Genomic DNA, 25,492 nt, shown 5'->3' on the forward strand with positions numbered 1-25,492 from the left:
AGAGAAATACAATCGCACGATCACCTCCTGGTTTCAGGAAGGGGCTTCAGAACCGCAGCAGATCCAAACAGAGGTTTTCCTCGACAAAGATACACTAGATTTACAGATTTGCCAGTTCTTTATTTGTCATGACCCAGTCCGATTCCAATCGCGTCTTGCGCCGCTTGCCTTTGGCTGTCGGCTTGTTGGGCAGCGTGCTGCTGCTGCTAAATCGGATTCAAACCCCGGCTTTGACTGAATCTCAGGCTAGATCAGACGTGCTAGGCGTGATTTTGAGCGCGCTGCTGATTCTAACCGGTCTACTCTGGCAGCGGGTGCAGCCTGTAACTCCAGAGGCGGTGGAACTGGTAGGTGAAGAGGGCTTTGACCTAGATCCAGCGCTGCCAGATTTGGTTAAAACTGAGCTGGCCTGGGCCTCGCATCTAATTTTGACTAATACGGTGACCCGCTCTCTCGTTGCCTATTGGAATGGCCGGGTGTTGATGCGCCGAGGGATTTTGGGACCTGAGCCGGAGGTGCAGCCGGGGGCTATTGTGAAGCGGGTTCTGACTACTGGGCGAGCGGTTTATCTGGTCGCGCTAAGGCTGTATCCGGGCCGGTTTGAGTTTACCTACCTGCCAGAAAATACTCAGGGCGTGATCTGTCAGCCAATGGGACAGGGCGGAGTCTTGATTTTGGGGGCTAATGCGCCCCGCAGCTATACCAAGCAGGATGAGCTGTGGATTGAGGGAATTGCTGACAAGGTGGGGAATACGTTGGATTCTGAGTTGTCGGCTGAGACGCAGTGAAGGGTAAAGAGTAGAGGGTAAAGGGTATAAGGGCGACTAGGGAAAACTGGTTGTGGGATTTAGAGACAAAGAAAGGCGCAGTCGACAGACTGCGCCTTTCTCTCATCGGATCAGCTTCTTCTGGTGGCGAAACTTCAGCCATTACGTTCTACTCGTAGTAGCGGGTTTCTAGCCAGGAGCGCAGATCTGCTTCGGAGGAGAACTGCTGCCGCTGCTCGGTCATGGGGTCGTAGACGTGCCAGATTAGGTGGCCGTTGCGCTGCCGAGTCCAGATGCGGAGGTCGTTGCCACTGGTGAGGAAGTTAACGGCAGCTTGTCCAGCTTCCTTAAGGGCAGCTGCTAAGCCAGTCTCCTTGGTTTTGGCCGGACGCGTCTCAGGGACTAGGGCCTCAAGGGCCGCGCGTTGTTTATTGGAATATTGGGTGTAGCCGTTCATGAGATGGTTCCAGAAGAAATTGCGTGTGTGTTTGTAGCTTTTTGCTACATTTCCACTCTAGCTAGCGGTTTCAGGGGTGCCAAAGCATAGAGTGCATCGTTGGTATGCAAGAAATCGATATATCTCCTTAAAGGGAATGGGGTAGTTTAATAGCTAACTCAGGCATTTCTGGAAGGCGATGAATCTTACTAAGCTCAAGCTTTCCCAACTGCGATCGCTAGTGGCGGTGGCTGACAGCGGTAACTTCAGTGAAGCGGCTTTGGATCTAGAGGTGACTCAATCCACTGTGAGCCATGCGATCGCAACCTTAGAAGAAGAGCTAGGCGTGGTGCTGCTGCAGCGGGGTCGCCACGGAGCTAAGCTCACCCCTGTGGGTGAGCGCGTCACTATCCACGCTCGCCAGATGTTGCACCTGCTAGAAGAAATTGCCACTGAGGCAGAGCATGCCAAGGGTTTGCAGGGCGGCACCGTGCGAATCGCCTCGTTTCGCAGTGTGGCGACCCATGTGCTGCCCAGTGCGATCGCAAGGCTGCACAGCCGCTACCCCAATGTCACTATTTCCATTCTAGAAATGGATGAGATCCACGAACTACAGCGGGCGCTGCAGCAGGGCCAGGTCGATGTCTGCGTCGCAGAAACCTTTTGTGGTGAAGACTTTGAATCGATTCATATTTTCGATGATGAGTATGTTGCCCTGCTGCCGCCCTCAGGGCTCCGCAGCGCCCAACTCACTCCAGAAGATCTGCAGCGCTACCCCCTGATCACCTCATCTCACAACAGCTGCGGCTCCCGCATTCACCTGCAGCTACAGCAGCTCAACAGCTCTTTGGGGGCGGCCTACCGTATTCGCCACGATTCTTCGATGGTAGGCATGGTCAAGCAGGGCCTCGGCATTGCTATCTTGCCCCGCCTGGCCGCCGAACCTGTTCCCGACGATGTCCGTATATGTGCGTTGCCCTTTGCGCTCCATCGGCCTATTGGGGCCACCTTCCTCAAAGCGGCCCTTCATACCCCGGCAGTCTATGCTTTCTTAGATGCGCTTCAGGAAACTGGTGCGTTTGGGGCTGCCAAAGCCGTCTAAGATGCTTAGTTGGCAATGCTTAGCTAGCGCACTTGCGCGGCAACAGCCTCTGTGGGAGAAAACCCCATGCGGACTCTATATTTTCTGGTGCCTGGAACGGGAGGACGGTTTGCCTGCGGCGGTCTGTTCGCAGAGCTAAAAACCTGTGAATTGGCCCAGCAGATCTGCCGGGCAGAGGTCGTTACCTACCAGGAGCGAGAACCCGACACACCCTTTCTAGACGACGTTCTCAAGCAGACGGATCGAGAGAAAAGTATCTTTGTGATTAGCTGGGGGTTCCACGTGCCCCGTTTGGCCCGCCGCCTGCAGGGCTATGCTGTCGTCTACCACGCCCACAGTGCTGGATATGGGTTTAAGCTGCCTGCCGCGATTCCCATTATTGCCGTCAGCCGCAACAGCATGGGCTACTGGGGTCAAGCCTCTCCTAACTCGCTGATTTACTACCTGCCCAACCCCATTTCTGAGAACTTCACCAACCACCACCAAGAGCGGGATATTGATGTGTTGGTGCAGGCCCGCAAGTCTTCGCAATACCTGCTGCAAGATCTGGTGCCCGCACTACAGCCGCACTGCAATGTCGTGCTCCTCGATCGCTTCGTAGACGATCTAGCGGCGCTCTTTAACCGCACCAAGGTATATCTCTACGATTCTGCCGAGTATTGGGCTCAGCAGCGCGTCAGCGAAGGATTTGGCCTACCGCCGATGGAAGCAATGGCCTGCGGCTGCCAGGTGTTTTCCAGCGTCAACAACGCCCTAGCCGACTACCTCGATCCTGGCTTCAATGCTCACAAAATCGCCTGCTACTCCCGAGAATGGGACGTCGCCCGAATCCTCAATAGCCTGAAAACCTCTTCGCCCCTAAAGCTGTCCGAGGCCGACCTCAAGCCCTACCGCCAAGCCGCGTTTCTTGAACGCCTTGCCGTTATTTTGGCCGAAGTCAATCAGTTCTTCGACCAGCAGCCCCAATATGCTCAAAACATTCCCGGACTCACCCCTCTGCGCCTGAGTCGGCTCTTTCTTAAGCGGGCCAGCGCGAAGGTAGCGAAGAAGTTGGGGAGGTAAGTTTCTGTAGGGGAGCACGGGAGACACGGCGAGGAGGGCTATGTCCCGACTCCCGTTCTTGGCAAAGTTGCCGATTACAAGAGACAATAGAGATCATTGTTGTGCCTAATTTCCGGTTGTGAACAACGTCCGTACGGTTTCTGACACGAAGCGAGATTTCTACTCTCACCATACTCGGCCTATCAACTCCATTTACCGGCGGGTGGTGGATGAGCTGCTGGTGGAGATGCACCTGCTCCACGTCAATGTGGACTTTGTGTACGACTCTATCTATGCGTTGGGGGTTGTTACTACCTTTGATCGCTTCATGCAGGGGTATCAACCTGAAACCGACCGGGATTCAATTTTTAGAGCAATTTGTCAGGCTATTGGCAGTTCTCCAGAGCAGTATCGGCATGATGCTGAGTGGGTCAAAGGAGCAGTGGCGGGCCAGTCTTTAGAGCAGTTTAGAGGGCTCTTTGAGAACTTAGAGAGTGCAGTTGGACAGGAAGGGCTGAGAGGGGCACTGGCTGCGATCGCAACCCGCAAGCCTTTTAAGTACAACCGCTCCTTCGGCATTGGTCTATATACTCTGGTTGAGAGCATCGATCCAGAAATACTCAAAGAGACCGAGAAGCGCAATGAACTTTTCGGCTTTCTGGGCGAACAGCTCAAGATTTCGGTTGACAAGCTCCAAAAGGATGTAGATCTCTACCGCAGTAACCTGGAGAAGTTTGCCCAAGCCCAGGCGGTAATACAGGATATTCTGGTTGCTGACCGCAAGAAGCGAGAAGCGCGGGAAAAAGCTGTCCAAGCGGCAGAGGCAGTCGTTGCCCCCTCCGCAGAAACGAGCAGCCCCGCGACAGACAGCCCTGCCGAATAAGGCTAAGAAACCCAACGAGGGTCATCACCCTTGAATGATGCAGAGCCCCTGCTTCAAGGAAGGCTCTGCATTGTAGTTTCTGAGAGTTTATTAAGAAATTTATCAATAGATGAGGTCAGGTTGCAACAGATCGCAGCGCTGACCTTTTTATCAAGGTTGAAAACAAACCTTGGGATCGCTTTGGCAACAGATGGGTGAGTCTCTGCGAGGCAAGGAGGGGCATATTTCGCTTCTTCTGGCAACTGCTTTATCGGTTAAAACCCTTGCAACGTAACAGATACAGCACAATGTTAAGCTCTGTGAGGATTTGCTTGGGTTAATCCGATTCGCGTCAGCCCTTCCCTTATTATTGGGATTAAAGTTTGTAAATTTTCCTAAGATTCTGGAGATTCAGACGTGGCGCTTCCGTTGTTGAATTACAAACCGTCCAGTCAAAACCAGCGCGTTGCCAATTATGAAGTCCCCGGCGACGAACAGTCCAGGATTTTCTCTACAGATAATATCCTGGATGCCACTGACATGGATGCTCTGATTGAAGCTGCTTATCGGCAGATGTTCTTCTATGCTTTCAAGTGGGATCGTGAGCCTTTCTTGGAGTCTCAGCTCCGCAACGGTCAAATTACTGTTCGTGACTTCATCCGGGGTCTGGCCCTGTCCAAGACCTTTTACAACAGCTTCTACGAGAAAAACAGCAACTACAAGTTTGTAGAGCACTGTGTCCAGAAGATTTTGGGCCGTGAAGTCTACAACGAGCGGGAAAAAATTGCCTGGTCCATTGTTGTTGCCAACAAAGGCATCCAGGGCTTGGTCGATCAGCTGCTCGACAGTGAAGAGTACCTGAGCAACTTCGGCTACAGCACGGTGCCCTACCAGCGTCGCCGCATCCTGCCGGGTCGGGTTGAAGGTGAGCGGCCCATTCACATCAGCAACCCCCGTTACGACGCTTACCACCGCACCCAACTGGGCTTCCCCCAGATCGTTTGGCAGTCTCAGGTCAAGCGCTTTGTGCCCCAGGAGAAAAAGGCAACTGCAGGCAATCCTTCCCTGTTCCTAGGTATGGCTCGCAGCATCAGCCCGACGTCCGCAGCACCGGCTCGGGTGTCTACCGGAGACATCAATATCGCGACCAAAGTGCCCTACCGCAAGCTTTCCCAGTAGCTAGCCCTTGGGTTCTAGTTCCAATCACACTTTTCGCAAGATGCAGTCCTCGGGCTGCATCTTTTTTGTTTGCCTTGTTGTGGCTAAAGTTGTCTCTAGTCTCTAGAGCCCTTTGGCTAAAGGGGGGTATCTTTGCCTCTTCAAACGTGCTCTAGGGTGTAGCCCCTTGTACCCCTACCAGCCTCAACCCTTCCCCCCCCGTCTTAACAAAAAAAATCCCCCAGCTCGCGCCAGGGGAAACAATCAGGGTGCATCTACCATTCACTTGTTCTCTATAGATGCTCCTTCGTCCGGAAAAGTTGCTGAAGAAAATTAAATTTAAGCAGAACGTCTAAACGAGCAACGTCAGGTCTTGCCTGGAGGATAGCGCCTGTCGGGATAGAAGCGTTACATTCCGGGTTCGCTGCTGCCGTTGCGCAGGTAGTCAGTCTGCTCTCGCAAGTAGTTGGCTCGCTCCTCATTACCGCTAGCAGCAATGAGGTCGGCGGCTCGTTCAAAATCAGAGATAATCACTTCTCGAATGTCTGCTGGAATGTCCTCGGGGCCAGCAATGCTGTCTCCCTGTTCGGTGTAGAGCCTGCCTAGGGTAGCCTCGGCGCGGCCTAAATAGGCTGAGGCTTGACTGTCGTCGAGGGCGATCGCATCAGTGAAACGTGCGATCGCATCCTCAAAGTTGCCCTGCTGATTCAGCTCTTGGGCCTCGTTGTAGGTGATGTCGAAGGGGCTTGAGAGCCGAACTACTAGCTGATAATCGCCGCCTTCCCCAGAAAAAGAGCGGGCGGTCACCGTGTAGACACCATCTGCGGGCAGAGTTACAAATAGCGCGGAATTTAGAGTGCCGCCAAAGTCATCGTTAAACGCAATTTCCTCGCCCGCTGCATCGATCAGCGAAATCACCGAGTCAAACTCCTCGCTCTCCAGCGTAATCGTAATCGCCTGACCTGCAGTGCCCTCAAAGGTATAACTGTGCTCGGCAGGCACAATCGTGCCTGACTCTTCCAAAAAGGTTTCTGCCTGAGCAGGCAATCCTGCTGCACTGCCGATTCCCATACCAACGGCCATCAGGGCTGCCGTTAACCCAGACCTGATGCGGCCCGACTTGATTTGGAAAGGCTCTATACGTACCACAGACTTTCCTCAGAGGAGAGATTTTCTTCAGAAGCCTAGCACGCTATGGTAGAAGCGAGCTAGAAAGAAACCTTCATAATCAATGCATCATCGCGCCTGTGTCCCGGTAGCGCTTCTTTTAGGAGGAGGTATGGTGCTCAGCTTAGCCCAGCCGGGTGCGAGCCTGCCGCCGCCTGAAGATATCCCTGAGGAGATCTTACGGACTGAGATTATTACTGAGGCCCGCTCCCCACTTGACGGCCAACTCTTGTCGCCAGCTGAATATGCCCAGCTGCAGGAGCAGCTCCAAAATTCCAGCGATATGCAAACCTTACCCGCGCAAGTGAGGGAGGTAATTTTTCTACTACAGCTCCGTCGGGGGCTGAGGAGATTCATACCAATTATTCCCTAAGCATTATTCCTCGAACGGAGGAATAGAAGTGCTTCCGGTTCAGCAGATTTTTCTCGTGGAATCGCTAAGTTTTGTTAATCTATTTCGCAGATAGTTTAAAAAATTAGCTTCTGAAGTAGCTGATGCAAAGTTGCGGCAACCAGTTTTGGCTGACCCGTATAGATGCGAGTCTTCCCTCTTAGCTTTACGCTAAGTTTGGTCATGCAATGTTCTTCTGCCGGTACTGAGGCTTCGTTAGGTACTTCAGCCGCTCAAAAGTCAGTGTGATATTTGGAATTTAGGTGATGTATGTCTGTTACCGTTGCCCCTGAGCAGATTGATCGGATTGTTTGGAATCAGCACCACGACCCCTTTGAAGTGCTGGGTCCTCACATGATCCAGCTCGATGGCAAAACCGTCTGGGCCGTGAGGGCTTACCTGCCGCAGGCCGAAGCTGCCTGGGTAGTGCTGCCAGAAGAGCGCAAGCAGGTCTCAATGGAAGCAGCGCATCATCCTAACTTTTTTGAGTGCATCATTGAGGCTGAGGATCTGGCTAACTACCAGCTCAAGTTCAAAGAAGGTGAGCACGAGCGCGTCATCTACGACCCATACGCTTTCAAGACGCGGCGGATTACTGACTTTGATATTCATCTATTTGCCGAAGGCAATCACCACCGCATCTATGAGAAGCTGGGTGCTCACCCTACAGTGATGAACGGGGTAAGCGGAGTTTACTTTGCGGTTTGGGCTCCCAATGCCCGCAACGTCTCAGTTTTGGGTGACTTCAACCACTGGGATGGTCGCAAGCACCAGATGCGCCGCTCGGGCAACGGCATTTGGGAACTCTTCATTCCTGACCTTACAGCAGGAGCCTCTTATAAGTACGAGATTAAGAACCCGGCCGGCCACATCTACGAGAAGTCTGACCCCTACGGCTTTCAGCAGGAGGTACGGCCCAAAACAGCCTCTATTGTCACCGATCTCGATACCTATACCTGGCAGGACCAGGACTGGATGGAGCAGCGCCGCCACAATGACCCCCTGACTCAGCCAGTTTCAATCTATGAGGTTCATCTGGGCTCCTGGCTACACGGCTCCTCAGCAGAACCGGCCCAACGCTCCGACGGCACCGAAGCAGCCGTGGTAACTGTGGCCGAACTCAAGCCCGGTGCCCGTTTTCTCACCTACCGAGAGCTGGCCGACAAACTGATTCCCTATGTTAAAGAGCTGGGCTTTAGCCACGTTGAGCTGCTGCCTATTGCCGAGCACCCCTTTGATGGCTCTTGGGGGTACCAAGTGACTGGCTACTATGCCGCTACCTCTCGCTACGGTACACCGGAAGACCTGATGTATTTTGTGGACCAGTGCCACCAGAACGGAATTGGAGTGATTGTGGACTGGGTGCCCGGCCACTTTCCCAAGGATGGCCACGGTCTGGCCTTTTTTGATGGAACTCACCTCTACGAACACGCTGACCCACGCAAGGGTGAGCACCAAGAATGGGGCACGCTGGTCTTTAACTATGGCCGCAACGAGGTCCGCAATTTCTTAGTGGCCAATGCTATCTTCTGGTTTGATAAGTACCATATTGACGGGGTTCGGGTAGATGCAGTCGCCTCTATGCTCTATCTCGACTACTGCCGTAAAGAAGGCGAGTGGGTGACCAATGAGTATGGTGGTCGGGAAAATATTGAAGCGGCGGACTTTTTGCGCCAGGTCAATCATGTCCTCTTTAGCTATTTCCCTGGGGTGCTCTCTATTGCAGAAGAATCGACGTCTTGGCCGATGGTGTCTTGGCCGACCTATGTTGGGGGCTTAGGCTTCAATCTGAAGTGGAACATGGGCTGGATGCACGACATGCTGGACTATTTCAGCATGGATCCCTGGTTCCGCCAGTTCCATCAGAACAACGTTACCTTCAGTATTTGGTACGCCTTTACTGAAAACTTTATGCTGGCGCTGTCCCACGATGAAGTGGTGCATGGCAAGAGCAATATGTTAGGCAAAATGCCTGGCGACGAGTGGCAGAAGTTTGCTAACTTGCGCTGTCTGTTCACCTTTATGTTCATGCATCCTGGCAAGAAAACGATGTTTATGAGCATGGAGTTTGGCCAGTGGAGCGAGTGGAATGTTTGGGGTGATTTAGAATGGCACCTGCTGCAGTACGAGCCGCACCAGAGCTACAAGCACTTTATTGCGAAGCTCAATCAGTTTTACCGCGACCAACCGGCTCTCTTTACCCAAGACTTTAGCCAAGAAGGGTTTGAGTGGATTGACTGTAGCGATAATCGCCATAGCGTTGTGGCGTTTCTGCGCCGCGACAAAGACAGTGGGGACTTTTTGGTGGTGGTCTGCAACTTTACTCCCCAGCCCCACAGCCACTACCGCATTGGGGTGCCTGAACCGGGTTACTACAGTGAGCTGTTTAATAGTGATGCCCGCGAATTTGGCGGCAGCAATATGGGCAATTTGGGCGGCAAATGGTCGGTTGACTGGTCGTTCCACAGTCGCCCCTATTCCCTGGATCTGACGTTGCCACCGCTAGGCACGATTGTGATGAAGCTCGACCGGGAGAAGACTGCGGCTGAGCTAGGGCAGTAGGTGGGCTTGCTGGAATTAGGTTGAGGGTTTGGGGTGCGATCGCACCCCAAACCCTCAACCACATATCCTTCTAATTCACCAGTTCATAATGCAGCCGACCCTGAACTACCACTGGCAGCGGGTCGAAACGGCGAACAATCTCGGCCTCATTAAGGGTCAAACCCTGCTTCTTAACTGCTTGAATTTCCAAAAAAAGCTGGAAATCAGGTTAGTCAGAATGTGGGCCAGAATGGGCACTAGCAGGTTGCCGGTAACGACGGCACTGATAGCTAAAATGAAGCCAACGATCGTGGCCCAGACCACATAGCCCCACTGCTGTGGCCCGCTTAGATGGAGAACGCCAAAGCTCAAACCGGAAATGAGAATGCCGAAGCTATTGAGGCCGATAGCGGGCAGCATGACGCCGCGAAACAGCAGTTCCTCGCTCAGACCGGGAAGCAGCCCCATCCATAGCAGATCAGGCCAGGTCAGTGGTTCGAGCACAAATTTTAGATAGAAGTCGGCGTTCCGGCGATAGAGCGGCCAGAGCTGGTAAGCAATAGAGCTGATGACGGTAATGCCCAGACCAACGCCAATGCCGATCAGAACGTCCGGTAGCGAAAACCGAACCGGCAGCAGGGAAGCCGTATCAAAGAACAGCCAGAGGCGGGCAATCAGCAGCAGCACAATGGCTGTGACCCCCATAGCTGCCAGAATTTGCATTCGGCTGAGGGGATCCATTTGGGGCTGGTCGTTGGGGGAGGGTGTCACCAAGGCAATGCTAATGCTACAGGGATGCCGCTATCTTAGCGAAGATAGTGTCAGCCTCTGACTCAAGCATTACTTAACCAGCGGCTGGATTGGGAAGATGTGCGATCGCATTCCCGCCAGCCCCACGCCAGCTTTGTGCGTCGCTATGACACCAATTGCCTCTAGGTAAGAGCTGACTCGAATCGCGCGAATGCCCAGCTGCTCAGGTGTGACCTGCAGAGTCGTTGTGTTTTCCTCGACAGCAATCACCCAGGTCTTGGTGCGGCTAAGGCTGATGACGGCGCTGCCGCCTAGAGCTGTAGCAGGCACGATCACAGCATCGACCTGCTCGGCCCAAAGATCGGAGGCTTGAGCCGGGGCGCGAGTAACAAACTGAGGTGCACAGCTGAGCCCGGCCAGCACACAGGGCAAAAAGGTATGGCCAATTTCCTCAGCGGCAGACTTGGGCGAGAGGCTAGGGTCTAGCGGCAATGGCGTCAGCGCTGGGGCGTGAGCACAGGGAATCTGAAAGGTGCGCACCACGAGATGGCTGATCACGGCTTCGGCTCCGGCCAGTGGGTCAACCCCCCGACCCTGGCGGTAGTTCTGCAAAGCCTCGCTGCCAAAGTCGTCGGGGAAACGGGCAACGACTGCGATCGCATCTGCCCCTCCCGCAATCAGCCGCTCAACTGCCCGCAGCAGACTATCAGGATTTGCGATCGTGCCCCAGGTAGCGCCTGATTCTGCCGTCCTCAAAGTCACATCCAAAGGCGCATCGGTCACGGCATAGTCAGTCAGATCCAGGCCCAGCGTTGCCCGCGCTGCATCCGCTGCCTGCAAATGCCGCCAGCGCAAGTCCTCCTCAATCGCTCGATCTAGTACCAGCCCAATCCGGTTTTGGTGAACCGGCCGCAGTCCCCAGCGCCCAGCAGCAAACTGGTCTAACCCATAGCCCTCAACATAATAAGCGTTTGGCAGCGGCCAATAAAGCTGTGCCCCATTGAGCACATTGGGATGAGTGATTAGCCGGTCAGCCACCTGCGCCATTGCCCGCGCCACCGGCAAAGCATCTCCTGCATAGCCGCCAATGGCAGCCCCAATGCCAGTCGGAATAATCAGAACCGCAGTGTATGGACGAGAAGCCACCAGTTAGTCTTTGTTAGTGACCGTAACAACCGCTTCGACTGTCGCTTTCTGCTGCTCCTCATCTACCTCAGTTACCGCCCACCGCAGCGGTTCGCCGCGCTTTTCTAGCTCGGTCTCAATGGCCTGCTGCAGGTCTTCGGTAGATTCGTTGAGGTCAATTTCGGCAGTGATGAAATGGGTCGTCATGGGGGTTAGTGGGTGGGTAGGGAGTGGATGGGTGGTGGGAGACGCGGGGAAATGGGTGGGGAAGATAGGGAAGCTGCCTTGCCTTTGTCTCGAAGTTCTTGCTCCCCTGGTTCCCTGCTCCTCCGCTTGCTAAGACTGTCCAAACTGCTTTTGATACACAATATCTTCCTTCTCTGTCTCAAGCTTGAGATCAGAGCGGGGATAGGTTACGCATAGCAGGGCATAGCCCTCCGCCTGCAGGTCGGGGCTGACGCCCATGCCCTCGGACTGATCGACCTGGCCTTCGAGCACTAGGGCAGCGCAGGTGGTGCAAACTCCAGCGCTGCAGGAAAAGGGCAGGTCTAGCCCAGCGTTTTGGGCCGCCGCTAAAACGGTCTGATCTTCGCCAACGGTTAGGGTATGGGTGTTGCCTTGATGATGAATTTCGACGGAATAGGTGGTCGCCATCGCCTAGTGTTTACTGAAATGAGTCTGAATGGGTAGATCTAAACTTGAATGAACTTGTTGGGTAAACCTGGAGCTAGTTGGGGAGCCAATTAGAGCCTGGGCTGACTGAATTGAGGATTAACCGTTTTGCCCAGGAAAGGAACGGTCAAATTCTTCTAGCAAGTCGTCCATTTCTTCTAGCGCCTGGTTGACATCAATGCGCAGTGTGCCGAGGTCTGGCTGCTCCAGCAGTCGGACCAGCGTTTCGCGCTTGCCTTTGATTTGCTCGATGCGATCGCGAATGACCTGTAAATCCATTTCTGGTTGCTCAACTCTCCTTACACAGGATAAGCAACTTTGCGGCCAGTTAACACAGAGCAATCTTGAGAATTCCCTACCCTTACAGCCCACAACCAGGCATCATTAAAGAAGACTGACTGTACTTACTGGATTATCATGTTCGGCAAAACCTCCCTGGGTTCTATTTTGCTTGTCGTTGGCGGCATTCTTACTGTTGTTGGCTTTGTCGCCTATTTTCAAGACAACCCAACTCTGAACCTAGCTGGATTTTTCTACGGTATTCCGGTGCTGTTGGGAGGGCTAGCCCTACGAGCTTCCGAACTGAAGCCAGTGCCCTACTCGCAGCCCCTGTCTGATACAGTCCTCAAACTTCGGGAAGCGCAGGCCACCCCGACCCAAAATCAGGTCCGCAAAGACATCACCCGCTTTCGCTACGGCCAGGAATCTCACCTAGACGAAGTGCTCGAGCGCCTAGGCCTCAACCCTTCTGGCGATTGCCCTGAGCTAGTCGGTGTCCGCGAACAAGACATCGACGGTGCCTATGCCCTCATTCTGGAGTTCAACTCCGAAACCGTTCCTTTCACAACCTGGCAGGCGAAGCAGGACAAGATTGAGCGATTCTTTGGCCCCAACGTTCGCGCAAACCTAACTCAGCCGGCAGAAGATCGAGTTGAGCTGGCTCTGATCGCGCAGCTTGAACCAGCAGTGGTGCAGGGATAGTTTTAAGGCAGGAGGGGAGCAGAGGATCAGGAAACAGAAGATAAGACGGTTCCGCATCTCCTTAACCTTCTCTCCGCGTTCCCCGCTCCCTGCGTCTCCTCTCAATTGGCCTGTCGGATGTACTCAAGAATCCCTTCTGCGATCGCACTGCCCATACGCGCCTGCCAGCCCGGGTTTGCTAGCTGAGGGGCGTCAATCGCTCCGGTGACAAACCCTGTCTCGATCAGTACTGCGGGCATAGAGGAGCGACGCAGCACATAGAAGCGGGCCTGACGGGTGCCGCGATCGCCCATGCCTGTCAGGCTGATCACTCGGCGGTGTAGAACTTCGGCAAAGCTGGCTCCCATGTCGGAGTAGTAGTAGGTTTCCAGCCCGTTAACTTCGGGTCGGTCCATGCTAATAGCGTTGGCGTGGATGCTGACAAACAGGCTGGCGTTGGCCTGTTCGGCAATGTCAACCCGAGGCTGCAGGTCAATCTCTTGATCCCCCTGACGGGTTAGCAGCACGGTAATACCTTGGGCCTGTAGTGCTGCCGCTACCTGCTGGGTTACAGCCATCACTACCAGCTTTTCCTGTAGCCCGCCAATCCCAACTGCCCCTGGATCAGCGCCGCCATGACCCGGATCAAGCACCACGACTGTTCGACCACGGGGTACAGATCGAGGGTTGGCGGGCTGGCTGGAGATTGGGGGGTTAATCGGCGGCAGCGTCAGTGGCTGGGGGTTGGATGAGGCTGGGCGGCTAGTTGGTGGTTGCCCCTGGGGTGCGCCTGAGCCAATCGGGGGCAAGGTGATGGGCCGGGTTTGGGGCGTTGCCTGAGGTGGCGCTACAGCTTGACCGGGGGCTGTTCCTGCGGGCAGCAGCACAATGCCGCCCTGTCGAATCGGCGTGACCTGCCAATCGGGTGCATTGGCATCGAGGCTAAGAATAATGCGAACCGCAGGCGGGGTAGTGCCAAACTGGGTCAGGCTCCAGGCACTGACTCCATACTGGTTATTGGGCAGTGGTTGAGAGTTTAGGGTGCTGGCGAGCTGAGCATTGAGCACATCGACCACTAGCTGGCGGGTTTGGTTGCGATCGCGCACTCGATACACCTGCACCTGAGGCGCAGATCCTCCGGTTTGAATAAAAAAGCCGTTGGGCGTGGTCACAACGCTCTGCAGCTGAGTGGAGGCTGACGGTGCGTAGGCTGTCTCGGTCTGCTTAGGCTGTGCCGCAGGGACTGGCTCGGCTGCTTTGGGTGGGCCAATCTGTAGGCTAGCCTGAGAGTCGGACTGGGGGCCAAGCTGAGGTAAATGAATCCTCCCAGCCCCCGGTACTGCGGGCACTCCAGGGGGCCTAAGCGGTGAGGGCGGACGAATCTCTGGCGGCAGATGGACGGAGAATGCGTTGGGCTGAGCTGCATCGGGCAACTGCACCACCCACTGCTGCGGCGTTACCCCCCAAACCTGAATCTGCTGCGGCTTAACAGCATACTCGGGGTTCAGCTCCAAAATCATGAGCGTGGCCTGCCCCTCAGACTGCTCTAACCTCACTTCCCGCACCGCACCGCCAATCATCTGATTAGTGGGAACTTGCTCAGAGGTAATGCCCGGCAGCTCTACCACGAGCCGATGAGGATTTGACAACAATCTGGCCCGAGGCTGAACGCTGCTGTCGGTGGTAAAGGTCAATCGATTTTGGCTGGCATCAAACTGCCAGGATTGGAGCTGGGCTGCTTTAGCGGGTACGCCAACAGCACAGACTCCAGCCACGCCCATCAGGCTTGCAATTAGCCGATTCAGCCGCACCCGTAGGGTTCCTCACACACCACAGTAGATTCGGTCGCAAAGTTTGCTGCAAATCTAGCTGCAAAACTGCTGTATGTACCGAATGGCCTTGATATTAGCTCAGTATGGTAGAAACGCTACCGTTCTATCTCTTTAAGCGCTTTAGGAACAGCCGCCGTCAAAACTTCATGGCCCGTTGCGGTCACCAAAACATCGTCTTCAATGCGAATGCCAATGCCGCGCCAGCGTTCGTCCACCTGGGGTTGGCCCTCTACCGGCTCATAGTCGGGAGCCACATAGATCCCTGGCTCTACCGTTACCACATTCCCCGGCTCAAAAGGCTTCCAGGTCTTGTCAGGGTTACGCAGAGTGCCTGAGTCATGCACATCTAAGCCTAGAAAATGTCCCGTCCCGTGCATGAAGAAAGCCTTGTGCTTCTTCTCCTCAATCAGGGTATCTACCTCGCCTGCCAGCAGACCTAGCTCGACTAAGCCTTCTGTAATCACGCGAGTAGCAGCATCATGAAACTCGTTGAACGGCCGGCCGGGCTGCACCTTTTCGATGGCCTGGAGCTGCGCTTCTAGCACCAGCTCATACAGAATGCGCTGTTCGTCTGTAAAGCGCTCTCCCACCGGAAAGGTACGGGTGATGTCGGCGTTGTAGTAACCGTAGGCGCAGCCCGCATCAATCAGCAGCAGCTCTCCGGCCTTCATCTGCCGGTTGTTTTCAATGTAGTGGAGAATGCAGGCGTTTGGCCCAGAGGCAACAATCGAAGGATAGGCTGGGCCCATCGCGCCTTCTAACCGAAACAGGTGCTCCATTTCGGCCTGAATCTCGTATTCGTAGCGCCCAGGCTGGGTGATGTCGCGGGCATGGTTGTGGGCTTTAGCGGAAATTGCGATCGCATGTCGCATCAGCTCCAGTTCATCTGCCGTCTTCACCCGCCGCATTTGCTGCAGCAGTAGGTGAGAGTCGGCAATAGCCACCGGCCCAGTACCCCGCTTAGTGTAGGTTACCAGTAGCCGCTGCCAATACCTGAGAATGCGATGGTTCAGCTCCTCATCGTGGCCAAAGTGGTAGTAGAGCTGATCAGCTTTTTCCAGGTATTTGGGCAGGTGCTCGTCTAGTTCCGCGATCGGATAGACTTGGTCGGCCCCATAGCGATCCTTGGCTTCATCTACCCCGACCCGGTAGCCTGACCAGATTTCCTTCTCCTTGTCCTTGGGCCGCACAAACAGCACAAAGCGGTGCTCCTCATGGTGAGGCGCTAAAACGGCCACGGCCTGAGGCTCATTAAAGCCAGTGAGGTAGTAGAAATCGCTGTCCTGGCGGAAGGGATGCTCCACATCGTTGTGCATGACCGCCAAGGGAGCGCTGGCAAAAACGGCAGTGGCGCTGCCGATTTGGGCCATTAACTGCTCGCGGCGCTGTTGGTAGGGGCTAGACATAGGACCATCTCACCAAACGTGTCAACTAAATGCGTTAACCAAAGGAATAATTCATCACCTGAATCCTCATGCCTTCAGTCGGCAAACTGGCAGGCTGTAGAGCTACCGTATCGCCATTGGCACGAGCAATCGGTGTTCCCTGCATCAGCTGCAAAAAGTCATCTAGGGCAGTGATGTCGCAGCTCTCGGCATCGGCTGCCTGGGTTCGGTACTGCGTGGGAATAACCATCTTAGGTCTGAGCGTTTGAACGGCCCGCACGGCTTCTTCGGCACTGTAAGCCTTAGGGCCACCGCCCACCGGGACCATCAGCACGTCAGGTCGCCCCAGCAAAATCTGCTCTTCGACATCTATTGGCGCGGCAGCACCCCCCATATGTACCAGGTTGAGGCCGCCCTGATTCCACTTCCAGATGATGTTGGTGCCAAATCGCCGACCCCCTTGCCGGTCGTGAGACACGGGAATGCCCTGCACCTGCATGTTGGTGAAGCCGTAGGTGCCTGGCTCAGCCAATACCCGAGGATCTCCAGGCACATCCTGCAGGTAGCCCTCATCAAACAGGCGGCTGCTGATCATTACCAGGTCAGCCTGCACGTTGGGCGGACGATACCCGGCAGTACAGCCAATCCGGCGAAAAGGATTGACCAAAATCTTGCGTCCATCCCCAGTAAACAAGAAGCAAGTGTGCCCCAGCCACCGCACCGTTACACCGGTTGTTTGAGCCTGAGCTCCCTGCCAGGCTGAGAGGGCTCCTAGGCCCAGCGTTGTGAAAAGTCCTGTTCCTGCGTATTGCAATAGCTGTCGGCGCTTCATACCCACCTGTCTCCTTGCCTTTAATGCAACCACACCTGTGACCGGGACAGATCTTCTGCCCAGCGGCCCCTCATTGCATCCTTTACTCTAGCGCCCGATTTGACCCTTTGGCGCAGACTGAGTGCCGGAAACTTTAGCGCACACTGGCTGGGACAGGCTGCGGCAGCGGCACCAAAAAGTTTTGCAGAAGCTGTTTGCCCGCTACTGTGAGCACGCTCTCAGGGTGAAACTGAACGCCCTGAATGTGGGGGTACTGGCGGTGGCGCACGCCCATAATAGTGCCATCCTCAACCCAGGCCGTAATTTCTAGAACCTCCGGGCAGCTGGCCCGATCGATCACTAGGCTGTGGTAACGAGTCGCCTGGAAAGGATTTTCTAAACCGGCAAAGATCCCCGCGCCCGTGTGGTGAATCAGGGAGGTTTTGCCGTGCATTAGCTCTGTAGCTGAGGTGACAGTGCCGCCGAAAACCTGCCCCATGCTCTGGTGGCCTAGGCAAACTCCCAGAATGGGGGTAGTCGGTCCCAGTTCTCGAATCACTTCTAAGGAAATACCGGCGTCTTCAGGGCGACCAGGACCAGGAGAGATCACGATACCGTCGGGCTTGAGGTCAGCTACCTGCTGAACTGTAATTTGATCATTGCGAAAGACCTGAATATCTTTGGCAACCGGTAGCTGCTGACCGAGCTCGCCTAGGTACTGCACCAGGTTGTAGGTGAAGCTATCGTAGTTGTCGATGACAATGATCATGGGGTGTTGGAGAGTTTAAGCCTGTAAAGCGGCCCACAGGGGCGGGAATAGAAGACAGGTCGCGATCAAAAGCGCAATCAGGGCTGAGATCAGCACGGCGGCGGCGGCACAGTCTTTAGCGATTTTAGCGAGTTCGTGGTAGGTCTGCTGCACTGTCAGGTCTACAACCGATTCTAAGGCAGTGTTGATCAGCTCCATGGTCAACACTGCGCCACAGGTCAGGCTAATAACTGAGATTTCTATAGCGCCCAGATGCAGCCAGATAGCCAGGGAGATAGCTAGAGTGCCGATAGAGACGTGAACCCGAAAGTTGCGCTGGGTGCGGAAGGCATAGCTGATGCCTTGCCAGGCATATTTGAAGCTGACAAATAGGTTGCTGGCAACCTGTAGGGAGAGCGTTCGATCCACGCGAGCCGTCAAGTCCTGGAGCTGAGTCTGGGAGATAGGCTGAATATCTTCGCGGGATGTTGACATAGGAGAACACCTGGGAGGAAGCAGACGGTTAAACCGCCAGTGTGAAGAAGTTTGGGAGCAATCCCAATGGATGGGGGTATTACTTTTGCTGTAATGACAAAACAGATATAGAGGAGCGCAATCTACCCTTTTTAGCCTGGCTTTAAACTTGGCAGGAGGGCCGAGGCTGCCAGTGCCCAATCTAACTCGATTTTTTATCTATCAACCCAATTTGGGCTAAGAGATCGGCCTGCTTTTCCAGCATCTTCACTAAACTTTCATCGTCTGGATGATCCCACCCTAGCAGATGAAGAAAGCCATGGGCGCTGAGCCAGATCGCTTCCTGCCGTAAGGGATGACCTTGTTCGGCAGCCTGCCGCTGAGCTGTATCTAGGGAGATAATAATGTCTCCTAGATACAGCGGTTCTGTCTGTAGCAAATCCTGCACCTGGGGCAAGGTATCTTCTAGGGCGGCAAAGGCGAGGACATCGGTGGGTTTGTCTTGTTGTCGGTAGGCTGCATTGAGCTGCTGTATACCGGCATCGTCTGTGAACTGCAGGCCTACCTCGTAAAGGCCAATGGGCGAGAGGTTGACCCGCAGCGCCTCTATCCAGACCCCAAACCAGTGCTGCCACTCTGCATCGGTGGCGAGGGCTAAAAACGGATCTTCAGGTGCAGTAGTCAAAAACGGCCCCTCTGGGGCCATTGCCACCAGCGGGTGGTTCACGGCAACCAGCACCTCAATTTGCCGTTGAGTAGGGGTCTGTAAGGGCTGAGAAAGCATAGATTATATTTAGCGGGTCAGGTAAGCCAGCCCGACCATCAGACCCATTAGGCCCACGGCGGTTAGGGCAAAGTGAGCCAGAGACTTACTGCCCTTGCGCACCATGTTCCGCATAGCCAGCTTGACGTAGCTAGGAGGGGGCTCGGCAGGCTGGGCAGCGGGGAGTTCTACGTCAGCGGTGGGGGGTTCGAGAATAGGGTCGCTCATAGCCAAATCCAACGGGTTCTCTTTCCACTTTACAAGGTGTTCCCAGCAGTCGAGGGCGAGTCGGTTCTGATTAGACTGACTGTGTCTGCACCACCTGGTTCTCCTGCCGCAGGTATGCCTGAATGAAGGCATCGAGATCTCCGGCCATAATGTCTTCAATGGCCGTGGTCTCTACTCCAGTTCGCAGATCTTTGACCATCTGATAGGGATGAAACACGTAGTTGCGAATCTGGTTGCCCCAGGCGGCTTCGACCATGTCGCCTCGGATTTCTGCGATCGCTTTGGCCTGCTGTTCCTGAGCAATGATTAGCAGCTTGGCCTTGAGGATGACCATGGCTTTCTCTTTGTTCTGGAGTTGCGATCGCTCCTGAGTACAGCGCACCGAAATTCCGGTAGGTAGGTGAGTAATCCGCACAGCGGTCTCTACCTTGTTCACGTTTTGGCCGCCTGCTCCGCCAGATCGAGAGGTCTTGACCTCCAGGTCTTTCTCGGGAATCTCCAGATCAATTGACTGATCTAAAATCGGCATGATCTCCACGCCAGCAAAGCTCGTCTGCCGCTTATCGTTGGCGTTGAAAGGTGAAATGCGCACCAGTCGGTGGGTACCTTTTTCCGAGCGGAGGTAGCCAAAGGCGTAGCGGCCCTCGATTTCCAATGTGGCCGACTTAATGCCTGCCTCTTCTCCCTCAGAAACTTCTACCAGATGCGCCTTGTAGCCCTGACTCTCGGCCCACCGGGTGTACATCCGCAGCAGCATTTCGGCCCAGTCTTGGGCATCAGTGCCCCCAGCTCCGGCGTTAATAGTGAGAACGGCCCCTTTCTTATCGTAGGGGCCTGAGAGCAGCTGCTGTAGCTCCCACTGCTCTAGCTCTTGGCCCAGCCGGCTGACATTGTCTTGAGCTTCTTGTAGCAAAGACTCGTCTGATTCCAGCTCCAGCAGCTCCAGAATAGCCTTGGTGTCTTCTAGGCTAGACCTCCACCCCTCTAGCTGAGCCAGATGAGATTTGTAGTCACTGAGTTCTTGTAGGGCCTCTTGAGCTTGAGTCTGGTTGTCCCAAAAGTCAGGCTGGGCTGCAACCTGTTCCAGATCCTGAATTTTGGCTTCTAGGGCAGGAATGTCAAAGATAGTCCTGGGTTTTACCCAGGCGGTCAGATAGGCTTTCAAGCTCTCGCTTGATTTCGACAGAATCGAGCATAGGATGACCAGGTTGTAAATTTTGTATGAGCGCCTCAAACACTGAGAGACGCCCCAGAGGACGTCTCTACAGCAGAAATGCTTTAGCCCCAGTTTAATCGCCTCCAGGAGGCAACATCAACTGCTCCTAAGCGCTTTCACGCTTTCCTCTCGTGTGTCTAATCGCGGTTGATGGCGATGAGCAACCGCAGGATAAAGATGAATAGGTTGATGTAGGTCAGGTACATCGACAGCGCTGCTGAGAGGTACTGCTCGTCCTTATAGGTGCGGGGCAGGATGAAGAAGTCCACCACGGCTGCGCCCATAAAGATCAGCACGCCAAAGCCAGAAATGGCAATGTCGAGGAACTGAGGGATGGGGCCGCCAAACAGGCTAAAGATAAATTGACCAACAATCGCAATCACGATGGCAAAAACGCCAATCCCGATTGTTTTAGTCAGAGCAAACCCATCTTCTTCAGACAGGTTGGAGCCGATCTGTCGAGCTGCAACAAAGGTAATGCCGCAGGCCAGCGCTGCTGCTCCAATCCCATTGATGCCTACGCCGGCAGTGCCTAGGGCAACATAGAGCAGACCGCTGAGGGTGTAGCCACTTAGTAGACTATAGGTAGCCAGCAGCGGTAGGGCTGTGCCATTGTTTTCCTGGGCTGCTACGCGCTGGGCGACAAAGAACAGCGCCAACTCGGCAATCAGGGCTACCCAGAAGGTGGGCATGAAGATGTTGGGGTTGTTTGCCAGAACGTTGAGGCCGCCAAAAGCTCCGGCTGCCGTCAGAACCAGCCCGCCACCGACGTACGGCAGGGCGTTTTTGATGACGTTAGGGCCAATTAGTGCCTGTCCCTGGGCTTTGCGAATGGCTTCTCGAAAGTTACTGGTATTGCTCATCGCTAAATTCTCCGTAATCGTGACAGCCTAGATGCTGATACGCTACTTAGATTCTAGCCAAAATCCCTGTATTTCCGCATTTCTAAAGAGTTCAGCGTTTCCTGACACTGCCAAAGAAAACTCGACAAGCTGCTGCGGCTGTCCCCAATGGACGTATCCTTACTATCGGAATGAAGGAAACAAACAGTCATGATTGACATTCTGGACACGTCTATCGAGGACATACAGGCACGCGAGATCTTGGACTCGCGGGGACGGCCCACGGTTGAAGCCGAGGTGTATCTCTCGGGCGGAGGTGTTGGCGTTGCTCAGGTGCCCAGCGGTGCTTCTACCGGAAGCTTTGAAGCCCATGAGCTGCGGGATGATGACCCGAATCGTTACGGTGGTAACGGGGTGCTAAAAGCGGTTGAGAATATAGAGCAAATTCTGGCTCCAGAGCTGATTGGTCTCAACGCGCTGGAACAGAGCCTAATCGATCAGGTCATGATCGAAACCGACGGCACGCCTAACAAGTCCAAGCTAGGGGCCAACGCGATTTTAGCGATATCTCTGGCTAATGCTAAAGCTGCCGCTCAATCTCTTGGGCTGCCGCTATATCGGTATCTGGGCGGTCCCCTATCGAATGTGTTGCCGGTACCGCTAATGAACGTGATCAACGGCGGTGCCCATGCCGACAACAACGTGGATATCCAGGAATTTATGATTGTGCCGATCGGGGCTCCTACGTTCCGGGAAGCGCTGCGCTGGGGCGCTGAGGTATTTGCCAGCCTCAGCAAAATCTTGAAAGAGAAGGGCCAGCTGACAGGTGTGGGGGATGAGGGTGGCTATGCGCCCAACCTAGGGTCGAACCAGGAGGCTCTGGACATTTTGATTGCGGCTATTGAAAAGGCGGGCTACCAGCCTGGTGAGCAGGTAGCTCTGGCATTAGATGTCGCGGCCAGTGAATTCTATAAAGACGGGCAGTATACCTATGACGGTACAGCCCATTCTCCCGCAGAGCTCATTGACTATCTAGCAAGTTTGGTGAGCCAGTATCCAATTCTTTCCATCGAAGATGGCCTGCATGAAGATGACTGGACCAGTTGGAAATCTCTGACCGAAAGGCTGGGTGCTCAGGTGCAGCTGGTAGGCGATGACCTGTTTGTGACCAACCCTACCCGGCTGCAAAAGGGCATTGAGCAGGGAATTGGCAATTCGATTTTGATCAAGCTGAACCAGATTGGTTCTCTCACAGAAACGCTGGCAACAGTTGATCTGGCTACGCGTAGGAGCTATACCTCGATCATCAGCCACCGCTCTGGAGAAACCGAAGATACCACAATTGCGGATCTGGCAGTCGCGACTCGGGCTGGACAGATCAAAACAGGGTCTCTTTCGCGCAGTGAGCGCCTGGCTAAATACAACCGCCTGCTGCGAATTGAAGATGAGCTGGGTGATCAGGCTATTTACGCAGGCACCGTAGGCATGGGACCTGCCCAGCGCTAAGGGCCGCAACTCGGTAAAACTGGTTTGGCAAAACCTGTGATTAAACAGCAAAACCTGTGATTAAACAAAAGAGGCGTCCTGGAGGACGCCTCTTTTGTGACCGATTGCTTCTGATGGACAACGTCACAGGCTAGATCAGGGAAACTAGCTGTATTGGGAATACGACTAGATATTTATAGCGCTATCTCTGGAGGGGTCGGTATGCCGAAGTCGGAGACTGATTATTCTATCGGCAATTCGAGTCGGTTTTGGAGCCGCTTCACCTGCAGGTTCTTAGTAGGGGTAGCCCTAAAGGGTTCAGCCATTGCACCCACCCTAGCTGCAGCAATGACCCTCTCTGCCAATGCTGCCCCGCCACCTTCCCTGGTTCCTTTTATGGACCAAGCCAAGCGGCAAATCATTATCAATGCGCCAGTGATTGTGCCCTATCCTCACCGCTACCCAACTGCTCCTCGGCAGCGAGTCCGGGTTGAGTTTGTGGCCCAGGGCAGTGACTGGGGAGCAGTTTATCTCGACAATCGCCTGCTCTATCGGCCCGGGAATTTCAATCGACGCCAGGGCTTCTGGATAGACGAAGGCGCTTACCGGCTAACGATTACCGGAGTGGATCAATTCGAGGTGTGGGCTAGGGGATATCTAGACGTAGGGCGAGACGATTCCAATATTTTGGTTGTTACCTTCTCAAAAAATGGGGGCGTCAGCGTTTCGGGTAGCCCCTACGCCTGGATTCCGGAGGGGCCATAGACGGGGACCAAATTCGGTAAGCTAGGGCAGCACTGTGCCTGAGTCGGCTATGCCTCTAGATCCTTATGCCTGGATAGACAAGTCTTTAGACACGCTGCATCGGGCTGACTGGTACCGCTCGGTCAAGTCCATAGAAGGGATGGCAGGGCCAGTAGTCACGTTTGATGGCCAAGAAGTAATTAACTTTGCTAGCAACGATTACTTAGGGCTGGCGGGCGATCCCCGGCTAGCAGCAGCGGCGATTGAGGCTATTCAGACCTATGGCACGGGCAGCACAGGTTCCCGGCTGTTGAGTGGTCATCGGCCTCTGCACGAAAAGTTGGAGAGTGCGATCGCAACCCTCAAGCAAACTGAAGACGCCCTCGTTTTTAGCTCTGGCTACCTGGCTAACATCGGTGCAATCAGCGCACTAGTCGGCCCGCGCGATTTGGTGTTGTCTGACCAATACAACCACTCCAGCCTGAAAAACGGTGCCCGAATGAGCGGTGCTGCTCTGGTAGACTACGCGCACTGCTCCTTGAGCGACCTAAGGCAGCAGCTTCAGGAACAGCGCCATCGCTATCGCCGCTGCCTGATCCTCACCGACAGCGTTTTTAGTATGGATGGAGATCTGTGCCCCTTACCCGAAATTTTGAATTTGGCAGAGCAGTTTGACAGTATGGTGCTGGTAGACGAAGCCCATGCTACCGGCGTATTAGGCAGTGGAGGAGCAGGATGCGTAGAGCATTTTGGCTGTAGGGGGCGACCTCTAGTGCAGGTAGGCACCCTCAGCAAGGCTCTGGGCAGCTTAGGCGGCTACGTTGCAGGCACAGCCAGCCTGATCGATTTTTTACGTAATCGTGCCCCTAGCTGGATTTACACGACTGGGCTAACGCCAGCAGACACTGCAGCAGCTTTAAAGGCGATTGAGATTATCCAGAGCGAGCCGGAAATGCGATCGCAGCTCTGGAACCACGTTCACTACCTGAAGCACCAGCTAGATCAGCTGTGGGAAACCGGGTTACCCGCTCATCATACGAAGCGGCTCCCTTCAGACTCACCTATTTTCTGCATAGAAGTTCAAGACGCTGCAGCCGTTATACGCGTAGGTCAACAGCTGCGGCAGCTAGGCCTATTCGTTTCCCCAGTCCGTCCTCCCACCAGCCCCACCAGTCGCCTCAGAATTACGCTGATGGCAAGTCATATGCGATCGCACCTGGATCAGCTGCTGCTGGGGCTAAAAAAGACTCTACTAATGCCATAAGACTCAGGAAGAAGATAGAGAGGGTAAAGAGATGGAGAAGTCTAGCAAGTCATCACTGCTAAAATTCTCCGCGCCTCTCCACTTTCCCCTTACTCTTCCGGCAGCACCCACTTAGGTGGCTGCGAAGCGCGAGCCATGATTCTTTTGCGGACGGCATCATCAGCCATTTCCAGCATTTTGTCTAACGGAGTATCGTCGATAAATTTGGCTGCTTCTTCGGTGTATTTGAGGTTAGGACATCTATCGCCCAGTACACAGCCGTTGACGCAGTCTACAGCGCAATTAACTTCCACGGGAGTTTCCTCTAGTGCCGATTCATCACTTAAAGATTCTAACAACTTGGCTTTGGTACCTGAGGCTACCGTCTGAAAACCAGCCCATCACCTGATTAATTCCTACCTTTGGGAGCGGCTGAGTACCGTCGCTCTTAACCCTCTAAGCACTCTCAAACCCAACAAAAAAGCGCCCTCTTATGAGGGCGCTTTTGATTTCGCCGTAGAGATGCAACTACTCACATCTCTACAGTTTTAGATTTAGCCGTTGATGGCAGGAGCGGTGAGCGCTACAGGAGCAGCATCGCCAGCAGCCAGGTCAAGGGGGAAGTTGTGAGCATTACGCTCGTGCATCACTTCCATACCCAGGTTGGCCCGGTTGATCACGTCAGCCCAGGTGGCAATCACACGACCCTGTGAGTCAAGCACGGACTGGTTGAAGTTGAACCCGTTCAG

28 protein-coding genes and 1 pseudogene are annotated in these 25,492 nt (G+C 54.4%); 11 read left to right on the forward strand and 18 right to left on the reverse strand.

Annotation, left to right across the window (positions count from 1 at the left end; all coding sequences use genetic code 11):
- The first annotated feature begins 128 nt into the window (after positions 1-128).
- Positions 129-788, forward strand: coding sequence for a cofactor assembly of complex C subunit B (locus tag H6G13_RS19940; RefSeq protein ID WP_190486070.1), 660 nt, complete (start codon positions 129-131; stop codon positions 786-788).
- 148 nt (positions 789-936) lie between these two features.
- Here the strand turns inward: H6G13_RS19940 and H6G13_RS19945 are convergent, their stop codons facing one another.
- On the reverse strand, positions 937-1,224 hold the full coding sequence (locus H6G13_RS19945; RefSeq protein ID WP_190486072.1) for a hypothetical protein: 288 nt from the start codon (positions 1,222-1,224) through the stop codon (positions 937-939).
- 178 nt (positions 1,225-1,402) lie between these two features.
- Here H6G13_RS19945 and H6G13_RS19950 point away from each other — a divergent pair, with 178 nt between their 5' ends.
- From H6G13_RS19950 to H6G13_RS19965, 4 genes are all read left to right on the forward strand, one after another.
- A complete protein-coding gene (locus H6G13_RS19950) occupies positions 1,403-2,305 on the forward strand; it encodes a LysR family transcriptional regulator (protein ID WP_190486075.1) in 903 nt (300 codons plus the stop codon).
- A 66-nt stretch (positions 2,306-2,371) separates the two neighbouring features.
- Positions 2,372-3,367, forward strand: a complete 996-nt coding sequence (locus H6G13_RS19955) for a glycosyltransferase (RefSeq protein ID WP_190486076.1) — start codon at positions 2,372-2,374, stop codon at positions 3,365-3,367.
- Between the two features lie 118 nt (positions 3,368-3,485).
- Positions 3,486-4,229: a photosystem II biogenesis protein Psp29 gene (gene psb29 / locus H6G13_RS19960; RefSeq protein WP_190486078.1), complete on the forward strand. Its 744-nt coding sequence runs from the start codon at positions 3,486-3,488 to the stop codon at positions 4,227-4,229.
- Positions 4,230-4,625: 396 nt separating this feature from the next.
- The gene (locus tag H6G13_RS19965) at positions 4,626-5,387 is read left to right on the forward strand and encodes a phycobilisome rod-core linker polypeptide (RefSeq protein WP_190486080.1); all 762 of its coding nucleotides are present in this window, start codon (positions 4,626-4,628) and stop codon (positions 5,385-5,387) included.
- Between the two features lie 387 nt (positions 5,388-5,774).
- Here the strand turns inward: H6G13_RS19965 and H6G13_RS19970 are convergent, their stop codons facing one another.
- The gene (locus H6G13_RS19970; RefSeq protein ID WP_190486082.1) at positions 5,775-6,515 is read right to left on the reverse strand and encodes a pre-peptidase C-terminal domain-containing protein; all 741 of its coding nucleotides are present in this window, start codon (positions 6,513-6,515) and stop codon (positions 5,775-5,777) included.
- A 130-nt stretch (positions 6,516-6,645) separates the two neighbouring features.
- Here H6G13_RS19970 and H6G13_RS19975 point away from each other — a divergent pair, with 130 nt between their 5' ends.
- Together H6G13_RS19975 and glgB are read left to right on the forward strand one after the other, a co-directional pair.
- Positions 6,646-6,906: a hypothetical protein gene (locus tag H6G13_RS19975; protein WP_199306482.1), complete on the forward strand. Its 261-nt coding sequence runs from the start codon at positions 6,646-6,648 to the stop codon at positions 6,904-6,906.
- Positions 6,907-7,194: 288 nt separating this feature from the next.
- A complete protein-coding gene (glgB, locus tag H6G13_RS19980; RefSeq protein WP_190486086.1) occupies positions 7,195-9,486 on the forward strand; it encodes a 1,4-alpha-glucan branching enzyme in 2,292 nt (763 codons plus the stop codon).
- 156 nt (positions 9,487-9,642) lie between these two features.
- Here the strand turns inward: glgB and H6G13_RS19985 are convergent, their stop codons facing one another.
- The 5 genes from H6G13_RS19985 to H6G13_RS20005 form a co-directional block, all read right to left on the reverse strand.
- On the reverse strand, positions 9,643-10,206 hold the full coding sequence (locus H6G13_RS19985; protein ID WP_190486136.1) for a CPBP family intramembrane glutamic endopeptidase: 564 nt from the start codon (positions 10,204-10,206) through the stop codon (positions 9,643-9,645).
- A gap of 99 nt (positions 10,207-10,305) precedes the next feature.
- Positions 10,306-11,361: a DUF3326 domain-containing protein gene (locus tag H6G13_RS19990; protein ID WP_190486088.1), complete on the reverse strand. Its 1,056-nt coding sequence runs from the start codon at positions 11,359-11,361 to the stop codon at positions 10,306-10,308.
- 3 nt (positions 11,362-11,364) lie between these two features.
- Positions 11,365-11,547, reverse strand: a complete 183-nt coding sequence (locus tag H6G13_RS19995) for a hypothetical protein (protein WP_190486090.1) — start codon at positions 11,545-11,547, stop codon at positions 11,365-11,367.
- A 129-nt stretch (positions 11,548-11,676) separates the two neighbouring features.
- Entirely contained in the window at positions 11,677-11,994 is a 318-nt protein-coding gene (locus H6G13_RS20000; RefSeq protein ID WP_190486092.1) for a 2Fe-2S iron-sulfur cluster-binding protein, read from the reverse strand.
- A gap of 117 nt (positions 11,995-12,111) precedes the next feature.
- Positions 12,112-12,291: a hypothetical protein gene (locus H6G13_RS20005; protein WP_190486094.1), complete on the reverse strand. Its 180-nt coding sequence runs from the start codon at positions 12,289-12,291 to the stop codon at positions 12,112-12,114.
- Positions 12,292-12,429: 138 nt separating this feature from the next.
- Between H6G13_RS20005 and H6G13_RS20010 the strand changes: the two genes are divergently transcribed.
- Entirely contained in the window at positions 12,430-12,993 is a 564-nt protein-coding gene (locus tag H6G13_RS20010; RefSeq protein ID WP_190486096.1) for a DUF2854 domain-containing protein, read from the forward strand.
- A 101-nt stretch (positions 12,994-13,094) separates the two neighbouring features.
- On the opposite strand, the gene H6G13_RS20015 is transcribed toward H6G13_RS20010, so the two are convergent.
- The 9 genes from H6G13_RS20015 to H6G13_RS20055 all read right to left on the reverse strand — a co-directional run bounded on the left by H6G13_RS20015 (position 13,095) and on the right by H6G13_RS20055 (position 21,292).
- Positions 13,095-14,783 carry an N-acetylmuramoyl-L-alanine amidase gene (locus H6G13_RS20015; protein WP_190486099.1) on the reverse strand — a complete coding sequence of 563 codons (1,689 nt, stop codon included), beginning with the start codon at positions 14,781-14,783 and terminating at the stop codon, positions 13,095-13,097.
- Positions 14,784-14,899: 116 nt separating this feature from the next.
- Positions 14,900-16,210 (reverse strand): aminopeptidase P N-terminal domain-containing protein, encoded by a 1,311-nt coding sequence (locus H6G13_RS20020; RefSeq protein ID WP_190486101.1) that lies wholly within the window; start codon positions 16,208-16,210, stop codon positions 14,900-14,902.
- 34 nt (positions 16,211-16,244) lie between these two features.
- Positions 16,245-17,021 carry an MBL fold metallo-hydrolase gene (locus H6G13_RS20025; RefSeq protein WP_190486103.1) on the reverse strand — a complete coding sequence of 259 codons (777 nt, stop codon included), beginning with the start codon at positions 17,019-17,021 and terminating at the stop codon, positions 16,245-16,247.
- 133 nt (positions 17,022-17,154) lie between these two features.
- On the reverse strand, positions 17,155-17,769 hold the full coding sequence (locus tag H6G13_RS20030; protein WP_190486104.1) for an aminodeoxychorismate/anthranilate synthase component II: 615 nt from the start codon (positions 17,767-17,769) through the stop codon (positions 17,155-17,157).
- Between the two features lie 15 nt (positions 17,770-17,784).
- A complete protein-coding gene (locus H6G13_RS20035; protein ID WP_190486106.1) occupies positions 17,785-18,243 on the reverse strand; it encodes a diacylglycerol kinase family protein in 459 nt (152 codons plus the stop codon).
- A 181-nt stretch (positions 18,244-18,424) separates the two neighbouring features.
- Positions 18,425-19,006, reverse strand: a complete 582-nt coding sequence (gene ybeY / locus H6G13_RS20040; RefSeq protein ID WP_242028435.1) for an rRNA maturation RNase YbeY — start codon at positions 19,004-19,006, stop codon at positions 18,425-18,427.
- Between the two features lie 9 nt (positions 19,007-19,015).
- Positions 19,016-19,213, reverse strand: a complete 198-nt coding sequence (locus H6G13_RS20045; protein ID WP_190486108.1) for a DUF3285 domain-containing protein — start codon at positions 19,211-19,213, stop codon at positions 19,016-19,018.
- Between the two features lie 70 nt (positions 19,214-19,283).
- Positions 19,284-20,409, reverse strand: a protein-coding gene (gene prfB, locus H6G13_RS20050; RefSeq protein ID WP_190486110.1) for a peptide chain release factor 2 whose coding sequence is annotated in 2 segments (ribosomal slippage) — positions 19,284-20,333 and positions 20,335-20,409 — 1,125 coding nt in all. Because the reading frame shifts where the segments join, the coding sequence is not laid out codon by codon here.
- 157 nt (positions 20,410-20,566) lie between these two features.
- A complete protein-coding gene (locus H6G13_RS20055; RefSeq protein WP_190486112.1) occupies positions 20,567-21,292 on the reverse strand; it encodes a Bax inhibitor-1 family protein in 726 nt (241 codons plus the stop codon).
- Between the two features lie 189 nt (positions 21,293-21,481).
- On the opposite strand from H6G13_RS20055, the gene eno reads away from it, so the two are divergent.
- From eno to bioF, 3 genes are all read left to right on the forward strand, one after another.
- Positions 21,482-22,777, forward strand: a complete 1,296-nt coding sequence (gene eno / locus H6G13_RS20060; RefSeq protein ID WP_190486114.1) for a phosphopyruvate hydratase — start codon at positions 21,482-21,484, stop codon at positions 22,775-22,777.
- A 201-nt stretch (positions 22,778-22,978) separates the two neighbouring features.
- Positions 22,979-23,521 (forward strand): hypothetical protein, encoded by a 543-nt coding sequence (locus tag H6G13_RS20065; protein WP_190486115.1) that lies wholly within the window; start codon positions 22,979-22,981, stop codon positions 23,519-23,521.
- Positions 23,522-23,570: 49 nt separating this feature from the next.
- On the forward strand, positions 23,571-24,764 hold the full coding sequence (bioF, locus tag H6G13_RS20070) for an 8-amino-7-oxononanoate synthase (RefSeq protein WP_190486139.1): 1,194 nt from the start codon (positions 23,571-23,573) through the stop codon (positions 24,762-24,764).
- An 89-nt stretch (positions 24,765-24,853) separates the two neighbouring features.
- Here bioF and H6G13_RS20075 read toward each other — a convergent pair whose 3' ends face one another.
- Together H6G13_RS20075 and H6G13_RS20080 are read right to left on the reverse strand one after the other, a co-directional pair.
- Positions 24,854-25,057 carry a hypothetical protein gene (locus tag H6G13_RS20075; RefSeq protein ID WP_190486116.1) on the reverse strand — a complete coding sequence of 68 codons (204 nt, stop codon included), beginning with the start codon at positions 25,055-25,057 and terminating at the stop codon, positions 24,854-24,856.
- Between the two features lie 240 nt (positions 25,058-25,297).
- Positions 25,298-25,492, reverse strand: a pseudogene (locus tag H6G13_RS20080) (photosystem II q(b) protein); the annotation flags it as partial.

It is taken from the genome of Pseudanabaena sp. FACHB-2040 (genome assembly GCF_014696715.1).
Lineage (GTDB): Bacteria > Cyanobacteriota > Cyanobacteriia > Phormidesmidales > Phormidesmidaceae > JACVSF01.